This window comes from Oceanimonas pelagia (assembly GCF_030849025.1).
GTDB lineage: Bacteria > Pseudomonadota > Gammaproteobacteria > Enterobacterales > Aeromonadaceae > Oceanimonas > Oceanimonas pelagia.
Genome location: NZ_CP118224.1, coordinates 1,091,389 through 1,103,322, shown reverse-complemented (window position 1 = coordinate 1,103,322; position 11,934 = coordinate 1,091,389). Strand labels below are relative to the sequence as shown.

General features: G+C 61.7%; 15 protein-coding genes. All 15 read right to left on the bottom strand.

Annotation, left to right across the window (positions count from 1 at the left end; all coding sequences use genetic code 11):
• Window positions 1–66: 66 nt before the first annotated feature.
• A complete protein-coding gene (locus PU634_RS05210; protein WP_306763005.1) occupies window positions 67–2,388 on the bottom strand; it encodes an LPD1 domain-containing protein in 2,322 nt (773 codons plus the stop codon).
• Between the two features lie 9 nt (window positions 2,389–2,397).
• Complete coding sequence (locus PU634_RS05205; protein ID WP_306763004.1) at window positions 2,398–6,057, bottom strand: pyrophosphatase-like OB fold-containing protein; 3,660 nt, start codon at window positions 6,055–6,057, stop codon at window positions 2,398–2,400.
• Between the two features lie 82 nt (window positions 6,058–6,139).
• Window positions 6,140–6,430 (bottom strand): PAAR domain-containing protein, encoded by a 291-nt coding sequence (locus PU634_RS05200; RefSeq protein ID WP_306763003.1) that lies wholly within the window; start codon window positions 6,428–6,430, stop codon window positions 6,140–6,142.
• Window positions 6,405–6,932 (bottom strand): hypothetical protein, encoded by a 528-nt coding sequence (locus PU634_RS05195; protein WP_306763002.1) that lies wholly within the window; start codon window positions 6,930–6,932, stop codon window positions 6,405–6,407. The genes PU634_RS05200 and PU634_RS05195 overlap by 26 nt, the downstream gene beginning before the upstream one ends.
• Window positions 6,932–7,411, bottom strand: coding sequence for a defense against restriction DarA-related protein (locus PU634_RS05190; RefSeq protein ID WP_306763001.1), 480 nt, complete (start codon window positions 7,409–7,411; stop codon window positions 6,932–6,934). The genes PU634_RS05195 and PU634_RS05190 overlap by 1 nt, the downstream gene beginning before the upstream one ends.
• Before the next feature lie 9 nt (window positions 7,412–7,420).
• Window positions 7,421–7,888 (bottom strand): DUF2345 domain-containing protein, encoded by a 468-nt coding sequence (locus PU634_RS05185; RefSeq protein ID WP_306762999.1) that lies wholly within the window; start codon window positions 7,886–7,888, stop codon window positions 7,421–7,423.
• On the bottom strand, window positions 7,885–8,778 hold the full coding sequence (locus PU634_RS05180; RefSeq protein WP_306762998.1) for a hypothetical protein: 894 nt from the start codon (window positions 8,776–8,778) through the stop codon (window positions 7,885–7,887). The genes PU634_RS05185 and PU634_RS05180 overlap by 4 nt, the downstream gene beginning before the upstream one ends.
• Before the next feature lie 3 nt (window positions 8,779–8,781).
• Entirely contained in the window at window positions 8,782–9,156 is a 375-nt protein-coding gene (locus tag PU634_RS05175; RefSeq protein ID WP_306762997.1) for a hypothetical protein, read from the bottom strand.
• Window positions 9,156–9,656, bottom strand: a complete 501-nt coding sequence (locus PU634_RS05170; protein ID WP_306762996.1) for a hypothetical protein — start codon at window positions 9,654–9,656, stop codon at window positions 9,156–9,158. Before PU634_RS05170 ends, PU634_RS05175 begins: the two co-directional genes overlap by 1 nt.
• Before the next feature lie 116 nt (window positions 9,657–9,772).
• Window positions 9,773–9,946, bottom strand: coding sequence for a hypothetical protein (locus PU634_RS05165; protein WP_442604708.1), 174 nt, complete (start codon window positions 9,944–9,946; stop codon window positions 9,773–9,775).
• Entirely contained in the window at window positions 9,900–10,256 is a 357-nt protein-coding gene (locus PU634_RS05160) for a hypothetical protein (protein ID WP_306762994.1), read from the bottom strand. The genes PU634_RS05165 and PU634_RS05160 overlap by 47 nt, the downstream gene beginning before the upstream one ends.
• On the bottom strand, window positions 10,253–11,035 hold the full coding sequence (locus PU634_RS05155) for an N-acetylmuramidase domain-containing protein (RefSeq protein ID WP_306762993.1): 783 nt from the start codon (window positions 11,033–11,035) through the stop codon (window positions 10,253–10,255). The genes PU634_RS05160 and PU634_RS05155 overlap by 4 nt, the downstream gene beginning before the upstream one ends.
• On the bottom strand, window positions 11,035–11,316 hold the full coding sequence (locus PU634_RS05150) for a phage holin family protein (protein ID WP_306762992.1): 282 nt from the start codon (window positions 11,314–11,316) through the stop codon (window positions 11,035–11,037). The genes PU634_RS05155 and PU634_RS05150 overlap by 1 nt, the downstream gene beginning before the upstream one ends.
• Complete coding sequence (locus PU634_RS05145) at window positions 11,316–11,672, bottom strand: putative holin (protein ID WP_306762991.1); 357 nt, start codon at window positions 11,670–11,672, stop codon at window positions 11,316–11,318. The genes PU634_RS05150 and PU634_RS05145 overlap by 1 nt, the downstream gene beginning before the upstream one ends.
• Before the next feature lie 70 nt (window positions 11,673–11,742).
• Window positions 11,743–11,913, bottom strand: coding sequence for a hypothetical protein (locus PU634_RS05140; RefSeq protein WP_306762990.1), 171 nt, complete (start codon window positions 11,911–11,913; stop codon window positions 11,743–11,745).
• Window positions 11,914–11,934: the final 21 nt, after the last annotated feature.

Below are 11,934 nucleotides of genomic sequence, written 5' to 3'. Positions count from 1 at the left end.
GCTGGTTCTTTTCCTGGCTTGATGGTGCCGAACGAAAAAAAACATCCATTCAGCACCAAATCCCCCTTATTGCAGTGCCGCGGCCCCAGAGTTGCAGTCAAAAATCGAGTCCAGCAGCGCCTTGTTGGCTACCGCCTTCTCAAATACCCGCTCCCGCTTGAGGGTGTCGAACAGCTCATCAATGGCGGCGTTAATGCGCAGGCGTTCTTCTCCCTCAGGGAACGGCTTGACCGGTGAGCTTCCGCCGGAATAGTGCTTGTTGTCTGCCAGGGCGCTGAGGTAATCGTTGCGCATGCCCCGCTCCGACATTTTGTCTTCGAGGTAGGACTGAAATGCCCTGGCCGCCATCTCTTCCACGCTCGACCAGTATTTGCCGGTGCTGCCAGCGTCCAATAGCTGAGCTGAACGCATGAAGTCGGATACCTCAGGACCTGTTTCCAGCTCTACCTGCTCTTCACCGTCGTGGTAATAAGCTGCCGCCAGTCGCACCCAGTCGGCAATGGTCTTGCGGCTGCGCTTGTCGGTACGGTCGCCGTAAATGGCCCGCACCGCCTTCACGGCATCGGTGGCGTTGCCGGCCTCACGGATGGCATCGGCCACTCGGCTGCCGCGCCGGCCATCTATGTTGTGCCGGGCCAGGTTGCCGTCGCCGGGCTTAAGCTTGATGATCTCAAGCAGCGGCTTGTCGCCCTGGGTCAGGGCTCGCCGGAAGGCGGCAAAGGCATCGCGCAGCGGCCCCTCTGGCAGCAGTTCGGGATTGGCAGACGCAAACTCGCCTTTACCACCTGGGGTTTCGTTCACCAGTGACGGAATGATGTTGTCCAGGGCGTGCAGCAGTTCGTGCCCCAAGGCGCCACCGCCGCCCATTTTTGTGAGGTTGATCACCCGCTGCACCGGCTCGTAGTGAGCCCTGGCCGCATTCTTGCCGCCTCGCCCCCGCGCGCCAAACGCCATGGCCAGACGACCACCCAACCCAAGGTGGTGCTCGTTAATACCGAGTACGTCGGCCATGTCCACCATGGCAGCAGCGGTCTGTTCAACGTGAAAACGGGCGCTGTTGGGATCGTTCAGCACCCAGTTGCCCGACTGCACCTCACGAAAGCCCATTCGCTCCTTGAGTTCGGCGGTGGAGCCGACGCTTATCTCCCTGCCACCCTGGCGGACGAAAGAGTCCGCCACCTGAAGCTGAAAACCAACCTCTCGCTTGGTGGCTCTTTTGGGCTGACTCGCCTTGCTCTTGTCGGCCCAGGACCAGTCATTGACCTTGCCGGCGGCGGCATTGGTAACGTGTCCACGGAAGGCGTCTGAGCCACCATGACGGCGGTAATTGACCAGCTTGGCAAAGCGCTCGCCAAAGCTTCGCCATGATCTGCACTCCTGGCTCTCCCGGCTGTTCCGTTCCCGGGCTTCAGCCACAATCAGGGCGGCCTGATTGTGGGTGTCGAGCATGGTGGCGCGCAACGTCTCACGTTCATCTTTGGTGTCCTTCAGGGCACTGCTCCAGCGGGCCTCGGCCTCGCTGTAGGCGGCCTGCGCATCGGCAAGCGCTTCAGCCAGGGTAGGATCCGGCTTCCAGCCCCGGCGTCCGCGGCTTTCTATCTTGTACTGAGCCTGCCGCAGCTCGGCGCCGGCCTGATACATCTCGGTCTGGGCTGCATCAATGGCCTGGCGGATCGCCACGTTACGGTCGGCAGCCTGCTGCCGTTGCTGCATAAGGGCGGTATAGCGTTCCGCTTCCTGCTCGTTAAGATTGGTGCCGATCATTTCATCGCGGATCACCTCCAGCGCCTCGCGCACGTCACTCACACTGGTGCAGGCTTGCATGCGGGCGCGAATGGCCTGTAACCCCCAGGCATAGTCCTGACGCAATTGTGGCGCTGCATCGCCGGCCGGCTTGGGGCCGATAGCGGCAAACACCTTATCCACCAGAAAGCCGGCAGCAGGATCCATGCCCCCTTGCTGCAATTGCTCCCAGTCGGTTTCACCAAACAGGTTGCCCTTGCTGATTAGCTCTTCCGCTTCACGCGGGTTCTCTTCAATGGCCTGCCAGTCGATATCCGTGACTTTCACGGCGTCACCGTTGGATTTGGCCAGCCTAATGGCGCTGGCAGCCAGCTCCTTGCGACTGCCGGACACCTCGCCGGTATCGCGGAACCGGTAGTGGGGGCTGTTGGGATCATCGCTCAAAGCGGGACCGTCCAGCTCCCCCAGCTCGGCGCGCAGCCGGTTGGCCTCGCGCACCAGAGCCAGCCTGGGTGCCAGCGAACCAACGCCAGCAGGCAGAGCCAGCAAATCCTTGCGGGTGCTCGCCAGTTGCGTGACCAGTTTCAGGCGGGCCAGCACCTGCTTGGCCCCCTCCCCATTGCTGTTGTCAAAAATAATGCTCACGATAGTTCCTTACTCAATATTGGCGGTGGCGTTCAGCATGGCGGTCTGGTAGGCCATTACGGCCTGCTCCAGCAGGGCTTCCATGTCGGGATTGTCGGCATGGCGCTCCAGCACGGCGGCGATCTCGTCGCCCAGCTCGGGGGCCAGCATGTCGGGTACGGCGCCGTCGATAACCGATTGCAGGAAAGCGGTGTCGGCCTCGGCCGGGCTGGGCTCACCCTCTTGGTTGACTGATGATTCATCGTTGGTTGACTGGTCAGCATTCGGCAGCCAGGCTTTCAGCTCTTCCAGGCTCATTTCACGGATGGAGCCCAGGCCATCCCAGCCAGCCTTGTAGCTGGATAGGTAGCCCTGCTTGGCGCTTTCTTCATCATCAAAGCCCAGCATGACCTTGTGCTCGTCCAGCTTGCCGGAGGGGTCAACCTGCTCGATCACAAACGCCTTTTCGCTTTCGAGATTGGGGCCGATAAAGGCGTCCACCTCGTCGCCGTCCAGCCCTTTGGTGCCTTTGATGTAGCCGTAATCGTGGGCCATGCTGACGGACCACTCATCGCCGTTTTCGCTCTTGCCGGAACGAACGTGCCCCTTGGGGTTTTCAATGACCAGTTCCAGGCTAAAGGCGCTCAGCTCGCCCTTCTGGTAATCACCATTCTCCTTTTGCCTATCGGTGGGATCGGTGTCGGTCTGCTCGCGGGCTTTCTGCAGGGCCTGCTCGGGGTCGCTCTCTGGCTGGGATTGCGCAAACAGATCCAGTGATTCAATGGCAAACGCGCCCTCGCCGTATTCCTGCTCCAGTTTGCGGTTGGCGGCGTCAATAATTTCCTGCAAGGTCACCTCCGTTGCGTCACCGAACATATCCACGGTCTGGCCGCGCTCGGCTTCCTGGCGCACAAACTCGGCCATGGCCTTGAATGCCACACCCAGGCGCTTGGCGCTGCGGTTATTGCGGTTAATGAACAACGCCATGGCGGCAGTGGCCGGCGGCACATCGCCAAACAGACCCAACTGATTAACGGTTTCCTCTACGCTGGCCCCTTCACTCTTGGCCTTGCGCACCAGGTTGGCAGCCTGAATGATGGCCTCTACCGCCTGCTCATTCATGGATGCTTCCACGCTGTCCACCAGCCGGCCGCTCAGCGCCTCGGCACCAGCCTCATCGGCAGAGCGGGCCAGAATGAACTCGGGGGCAGCCACGTTCAGTGCCTCGATGATATTGGCTACCTCCGGCTTGCTGGCGTCGGCGGACAACTCCAGTAGGCGATCATCACTGTATGCCTTGGCAAAAATGGCGGCCTGAATGCGGGCGATCAGCGCGCCGGTAGGCTGGCCGTTGGTGGTAACGTACTGCGCCGACTCGGACTCACCCAGCGAGGCCAGAAAGCCGGCCACAAAGTCACGGTTAGCGGCCGACAACAGGTTGCCGTCATCACTCAGGCGAGCCATCAGGTTGCTGTCCAGGCGGTCGGCATCGGCCTTGGCTTTTTCGGTGCCGGTCATGGCCAGCTTGTCGTCCTGATTGGCCTCAATGGCAAACTGGCGGCGATCAATGGCGCTGGTGCGGATACGAACCAGCACGGGCGCTTTCATGGCGGCCACCTTGCCCGCATTCAGGCCGTAAAACTCCGCCTCTTCCTGTAGCCACTGGCGATATTCCTCGGCCTTACCGGTGCGGTAAGCCTCCTGAATGGCCATGGTGCGACCGTTGCCGGACTCCACCACCAGATCGGGGCCCACAATCGGCGCACCAGAGTCGGCCCGGCGGGTTTTACCCAGGCTGTCGGGGTCAAGCTGGTTGGCGGTCTTCTTCACCCAGGCAACGGAAGAGGTGCGGCTGCGGTCGCGGGGTTGCAGCTCTTGCGGGTACGCCGGGTTGGGGTTGCCATCGGCATCATGGGAGGCGATCAGGGCGGCGGCTTCCACCACAGAAAAGCCGGTGATCACTTCGGAGCCTTTGGCGGTTTTGACTACGCTTTCCGCGCCCTCTGGCTGCAGATCTTCAGAGGCTGACTCAGGCTCGCTCACACCCTGCTCAATGGCGTTACGCAGGGCATCACGGCGGGCAATCAGCTCGGCAGAGGCATGGCCGGCGTCGTTGTATTCCTGCAAAATCTGCTCGGCTTCGGCAATCTGCTCGTCGGTGCCTTTGCGACGGGCCAGCAACAGCACGGCTTCGCTACGCAGGTTATCGGCTTCCAGTTCGGCCAGGGCGGCAGCAAACTGCTCGTCGTCCAGTTCGCGCACGCTTTCGGTGCTGGCGTTCCAGGTCTGCTGTTGCTCTTCGTCCTTGGGCAGCATGGCCACAATGGCGGCGCGCAGGCTGTCGGCGCTGTCGATCACCCGGCCTTCCGGGTCGTGGGGCTTGCCATCCAGCGACACCACGCCGCCATAGGACACACCGGCGCGCACCGTTACGCCACCAAATGTCAGGTTGGTGAAGGACCAGGCGCCGCCGGAGAATGACTCGTCCCGCTCCCAGCCCGACAGGCTGCCGTCAAATTCCCCGATCACGGTTTCCACCATGGCGATTGCGGCATTCATGGGGGCGTTGTCGGCGCTATTGCCACTATCGGCTGCCGGCTCGCTTTCCTGATCTTCCACCACGCCGTTCAGCGGCTGCGGGTCAAAGTGCAGATCCAGCTCGGCGTTGTTCTGGGTGAGTTCGTCAATGCTGATGTAGCCCAGCTCGCCGCCATGACCCAGATTGGCCCAACCAAAGGCCTGCTGAGTGCCGCCCTGGCTGTCCTTTTCGGTGATGTACCAGTCAGCGCCACCCTTGAAGTAATGCAGGTAGGCGGTCGCATCCATGCCCTTGCCATCCTGCTCGTAGGTTTCGGCCATGCCGTTGATAATGTCAGCCAGCAGCCGGGCTTTATCGATAAAGAACTGCTTCTCTTCGCCCTTCATGGCGGCGGCAATGGTGCGATACTGGGCCCGGCTCAGGAACCGCTTGATGCCGTTCAGCGCGGTCATGCCCTCTTCTGCGGACAGCTCCTTTTGGGCCAGTGCGCGACTCTCGGCCTCAACCCGGGCCAGCTCCAGATCCCGCTGCTTTTGCTCCAGGGTCTGCTCCAGCTCGCCAATCTCGTCCTTCAGGCCCTGAATGCGCTCCAGGCGCTCGGCGCGCCGGGCGTTCTGCCGGGCAAATGCCTGACTGTTGCGCTCGGCCAGGCGCATAATGCGGCGCGACACCTCCCGCACAGCCAGATCCCTGCCCTTCTCGGGCGCCACCACTATGGTGATGTCCTTCTTGTTGAGCATCCACTTCCAGGACACCATCTCATCGGTGGGGGTGAGCTTGTTCGGGGTGCTGTCGGGGTTGTGGAAATACACGGTCACGGTCTGACCATCGCTCAGCTCAAACACGGCCGCCACCTGGGCGACACCGTTGCGGCGGAACGGATCGGACACCTGCATAGCGGTGACGTCCAGCCCCTCAACGGCGCGGTTCATCACCTTGAGCATCTGCTCCATTTTGCGGCGCAGGCGAGAAAAGGGGGTCACCATGGCGTCAAAGACAAACTGCTCCACGCCGTCTTCGCTCAGAATGTCATTCAGGGTTACGCTGTCGAAAATCAGCCCCTCGCGGCCGTCATCCGATCGGATGCGGTACAGCAGCTGATCGATGGATACACCAATGGGGGAGCCCTGCTCGTTCCAGGCTAGGTTCATGTTATGGCCCTCGGGTTATTCGGGAGTGTGGTCAGGCCATATTACGGGCGGGCCGGACGGCGCCGCCCTTGGGTTTTCCTTTCTATCCCCCTGCAAATACGTTGGGTGAGCCGGCCGCCACAGCGGATCCGCAGTCCACCGGATCGCCCACCCGACCCAGCTGCTTGCCGTTGACTATCACGGTGCCGGACCCTGCCGCCAGGCTGCCGCCATGGCACGCGGGCACGTCGTTGCAGTGGGTCTCCCAGCCATCCCCTTGCCGGTGTGCGGGAATGCCGTTGATCATCACATTGCCGCTTCCGCTCACACTGTTGCGGGGCGGGTAGCTGCCATGGCCGGTGCAGCCATCACCTTGTCTTGTTACTGCGGGCATTTACTTCCTCCTTCAGCCGGTCTCGTCCGGCAGTCCATTCTTGGGTAATGGTGAGGGTGTAGCTTGCCTGCTCACGCTCACCGTTTGTCAGCTCGGCGGTCACCTGCAACAGGTAACTGCGACTGGTCAGCCGGCTCGGCCTGAACTCAATCACCTGTTCGGCTTGGGCTGGCAGCGCGCCCCAGCTCGTCACCCGCGCAATGACGCCATCCTGCAGGTAGTCGATAAAGTCGATACCAAACAGCCCGGCCAGGGTCTGCGCGCTCAGGGTTACCCCCTGCCCCGACACAGCCAGCTCCAGCACCGGCACGGGCGGCGCTGGCTCAATGATCGCCCGGTACCCCACCACCTCGGGAGGCGGCTCCGGATCTTCGCCATCCTCACCGGCGGGCGTGGGAATAATCACGCACCGGATCCGGTGCGATATGCCGCCGGCCGTTTCTGGCGCCTTGAAAAGCAGCCCGGGCGCCGGCAGCCACTCCACCGTGTAGCCCGGCGCCATCAGCCAGCCGCCAGCGCTTCCAGCTCGCTATCAATGGCCGCAATCTCGGCAGCCAGGCTATCGCGCCGCTGCACCAGTAGCGCCTCCATCTTGGGTGCCGCCGTCTTCACGCTGGACGGCAGTGCCACTCTGACCTTAGCAAGCTTGCGCTGAAATGCGGCGCGCCCTCGCTCCATCAGCTTGGCAACCTCCTTGATGGCGGCGCTGTGGTCATCCTGATCGCGAATGGGGACCACCTTCTTGTTGAGCAGCACCTGATAGATATCACCGGTTTCCTTGATGCGCAGAGTAACGATCTGGCTGTCGGTGAAAGACAGGTGGATTTCACGGTAGGCAATGCCGCTGGTGCGACGAATGGCCGGATTCACCTCTGCCTGCACCACATTGGCACCGGCCTTCTTGAAGTGGCGGGCCACCTCCTTCATCGCAGGATCGTTGCTGCTCATGGCAGTGAAGGGGAACAGGATATTTTTGGACATAGCGAAGCCTCAGTTCAGATAAATCATGCTGGCGAGTTGGGTTATGTCCTCGCCGGTCAGGGTAATGGTGGTGCCGCCCACCTGCAGGGTAATACTTTGCCCCGCTTCGATATGAATGGTCTGCTTGGAGATCATGCGCATCTGCTGGTCGGTCAGCAGCTCCATGTTGCGGTGATGCCAGCGCCGCCAGTCTTTGCTGTTTCCCACCGCAGGGTTTCGCCACCCGGTGATCAGTGGATAACGGGGGTCACCCTGAATAAATTCCACCCACACCAGATCTCCCGGCAGGATCTCAATCTCGGTCTGGGTGGCATGACGGGACTTGTCGCCCACCGGGTATTCAATTTCGGCACGCAGGTGGCCGCCGCCATCGGTCTGGCCCGGGATCGACACTTCGCAGGTGCGGCTGTCCTGGTCATAGCTTTCCACCACCGCCGGCCACTTGCCGGTCAGCAGGCCGCTGCCGGTGTTGCTCATCGCTCAAACCTCCCCAGCCACAGCTTGGTGTACTGGTTGGGCGGCTCGCCGTCGGTGCCCGCTTCCCACAGGCTGGCAGCGGTCATCACCACCAGGGGCGATCCTCCTTCTATTCCGAACAGCATGCCGGCGGTGACGGACGGAGCGTACTTGTACCTGGCGGTGCGGGTCAGCACCAGGCAAGAGGTCATATTGCGCAGCGTTGTTTCGGTGGCGCCGGGCTGGTAGCGCAGCGCCCGGGGCTTGTTGCGGTTGCCGAACACGAACTGGCCATTGGCATCCAGACTGTAAAATGCCGGTATCTCATGCCGTTCCAGAAAACCGCTATTCACTTTATCGGCTGCATGGCTCGGCAGGGAGTCATAGGTCGCCTGCTGAAATAGTGCCGGCAGCGGCACAAACCCCAGCCTGCCCTGATTCCAGCGCACCACGCCCCCCGCCTCCTGCAGCGCCCGGGCAATATGATAGGTCGGCACCTCTCCCGCCAGGCAGGCAAAGCGCGACACGGCAAAATCCCCTTCAATGCTGCGCAGGGTGGCGCCGGCAGCGCGATAAATCTCGGCCAGGGTGGCGTTGTAGCGCACAATGCCGTGGGTCTTGATGAATGACACGGCCTGCACCGGCTTCAGCACGGCGATCAGCCGCACAAAGGCGGCCTCAGCCCCCCCTTGGGCTTTGCCAGAGGGCACATATTCAGACTTGATAATCTCCAGCTGGTCGCCGATGTAAGTAGTAATGGACTGCCCCACCTCAAGGAATTGAGCCACTTCCCTGTCAGCCCTGATCTCCGCCTCCAGGGTCAGCGGCACCGGCACCAGATCAGAGCGCAGCACGGCCCGTTTTATCAGATCGCCGCGTATCACCTTGTCCTTGTCGTAAAGCAGCTCCATGACTTACACCGTGATAACCGGGATGCAGAACACCCGGCGCGGGTAGTCTGCCTCCATCTGGGTAATCTCGTTGCCCACCTCGGAGCTGGATCGACCGAACGGGTCGGCGCCCATGCTCCTGGTGGCCTCCAGTTGCAAGGCGGTCTCCCGCTCTACGTACAACAGGAACAAGGGGCGGATCTGAGCCCATTCAGACACGGATATGTCAGTATCGGCGGCAACGTCCGCCCCCTCGGGAATCGCCGCAATATCAGCAAAGCCCGCATGGAAACGGGCGGCCGCCAGAGCCTGGGCGGTTACGGACTCAAGCGGCAGGATGTTGGCCGCCCCCCGCTCCTGCTCCATAAACCGTTGTACCAACTCCGACAGCGCCGCCATTACCGGTAATCCGCGCTGTTGCCGTTCACCACTTCGCCGTAGTAGTGGTAGAACATGGTGCCGCTGAAGGTCAGGAGCTGGCTGCGGTTCTCCCAGTCGCGATCGGCGTCGTCCACCTGAATAAAGGCGTCGATAATGCGCTTGTAGCGCAGATGCTTTTCGGGGGTGCCTTCATAGATCTTGGCGTTGAAGGTGCCGCCCTGGGTGATCAGCTCCACCAGCATCTGGTCAATGGGCGCATCCACCGTTTCCATAAAGCGCACCTGGCCTTGCTTGGCCGCCTTGACCTGTTGCGGCTCCCAGGCCTCAACCCCAAGCGGAGTGGGCACCGAGATCTCACCAGCTACGGTAGTGACGGGCCAGGGGCACTGAGGGGCAAGCAGGAACATGCCCTCGAAGCCTTCAATTTCCAGAGTAAAGTCGGAGTTGACCACCTTTCGGCCGAGGGCCTTGGTGCGGTCGTAGTACCCTTTCAGGTAGCTTTTGTTCGATACAGTCATAGCAGACTCCATGGTGGTGACGGTTGGCTGGCTGCCGGACATGGCAAAGCCCCGACAGAGATCTTCCCTCAGTCGGGTGATTACCTTCCCTTCAGTTTTCCTGTTACCCAGCCACCTTACAGCCCCTTAACCACCTCGATCAGACCGTTGTTGCGCATGGCGCAGCGATGATATTGAGCCGCCCAGGACTGCATGGTCAGCACCACCTCCCGGCCCGTGCCATCAGCCAGGGGCGGTAGCCGTTCAGGGCATGGCACCAGCAGGTTTTGCTGTATCGCTGGCGGTGTCACCACTGGCGGCGGCGTTGAGCAGGCGAACAGCGGCAGGCTCAAGGCACACGTTGCGATAAATCGGCTTTTCAATTTCACGGATAATCCCCCGGTCAATCACGGTTTCAGCGGCCTGCAGGCCGGCCAGCTTTTGCTCCACCATCTCGGCAATGCCGGACTCCCGCGCCATGGCGGCGGCGATCGCCGCGTCTGCCGCCTCCTTTGCGGCCAGCCGGTTGCTGTCTTCCAGCCATCCTCGACCATGCCAGCCACAAATCGCACTGACAGCCAACATCATCATCAGAGTAATCACTTTCAACTGCGCGCTCACGCCACCTCCTTGTGCCGCTCATAGGCGTCCGCCAGCCGGTGATGGTAGCCATGGCGGCGGTAGGCCGGGCCGTTGTAACCTTCGGCAAAGGTGCTCCAGTCTTTTCGCTGCAACGCCTGGTGCAGGGTCGGGTTGCGCTCAATAAAGCGCACAAACGCCTCCAGGTGCTCGGCCTCATCGGTTTTCATGCGCGCCACAAAGTCGTGCACCGACTCGTAGCCCAGAAATTCCCAGTGATAGCCCATGATCTGAAACGCACCCCAGGAGCAGGACTCCAGCGCCGATACCTCATGGATTTGGCAGGCCTGATCCAGCCGGCGATATTCGGCAGGGCCGCCCAGGTAACCGCCGGCCTTGCTGCTCACCAGATCCGGCGGCCAGCCCGAAAGCCGTTGCTTGTGAACGCTGAGCCGGCGGCGCATGACATGGCGCTCAAACAAAATGGCGGGCTTGCCGGCGGCAAAGAAGCCCTCCCCCCGGCTCTCCACCTCGTTCACCGCGTACACGGCAGCCAGCTCCACGCTCAGGCGAACGGCAGCCACGGCCAGATCGGCGGCAGACAGCAGAATGGCGCAATCACCGCCGCGCAGTGCTTTCAGGGTTTTTGGGCCGACAATGCCGTCGGCAATCAGGCGGCGGCCATACTGAAAATCACGCACCGCCTTTTCGGTGGCGGGACCAAAATCGCCGTCCACCTCCAGCACATATCCCAGGCCCTTTAGCTGGCGTTGCAGGGTTGATACGGCGCCCCCCTTGCTGCCAAAACGTAACAGAGACATCAGCGCCCCCCTCTCATCATGGCGGCCACATTGCCCTTGCTGCGCACGGCGGCCACCGCAAACACCAGCGCAATGGCGCACTGGGCCGGGTTAACCGGCGGGCTGAACAGCAGGATCTCAATAGCGCCACACATCAGCAGACCCACCAGCAGGCTGGCCGTGATGGCGTAAAGGGGTTTGCGGTTAAAGCCCTGGCGGCGGAATGCCACCAGCCGGATAGCGGCCGCCAGATAGGCGGCCATGGTGATAACGGGGAAAATGTGAATACTGAGCCAGACCATTATTGCCCCCTCCACTTTTTCAGCAGCTCGGAAGCATTGGCCTGCTCAATATGATCCAACAGCTTGAGGGCCAGCGGCACAATCACAATGGCGCCGATAAAGCCGCCGGTGCCGCTCTCCTGAACCGGGGTGAGGTTGATCACCTCCCCGCTCATCAGATAGCCCAGGGCCGCCGAGAAGGCCAGGGCGCCAATGCGCTTGAGCGGGGAAATGTCGGACTTGCTGTAAGCCACCAGACCAGCCCCCAGCACCGCGCCCATCAGGGCGTTGGCGTCAATCCAGGGCAACAGGGCAGCAAGCCCTACCCCGGCGGTGGCGGTGGCGGCAGCAGCAGCGCTGCTTGTTGGTTCTGCCATGGTCACTCTCTTTCGTCAGGTGGGCATTGCGCCCGTGAATGTCGGCAGTGCCGCCACGGCCTGGCACCCCTCACCGCCCAGTGATGGCCTGTACCGACTTCACGATGGATCCGCAGGCGCGAATAACACCGTTCAGCCGTTCGGCAATACCGGCTTGCAGCTTGAGCTCTGCCTCTCGGCTTTTCTTCCAGTCCGCGTAGGCCTTACCCTCTACAAAGTCGCTGGCGTCGGATCTCGTCATGGCGAAGGCCTCAGTCAACGA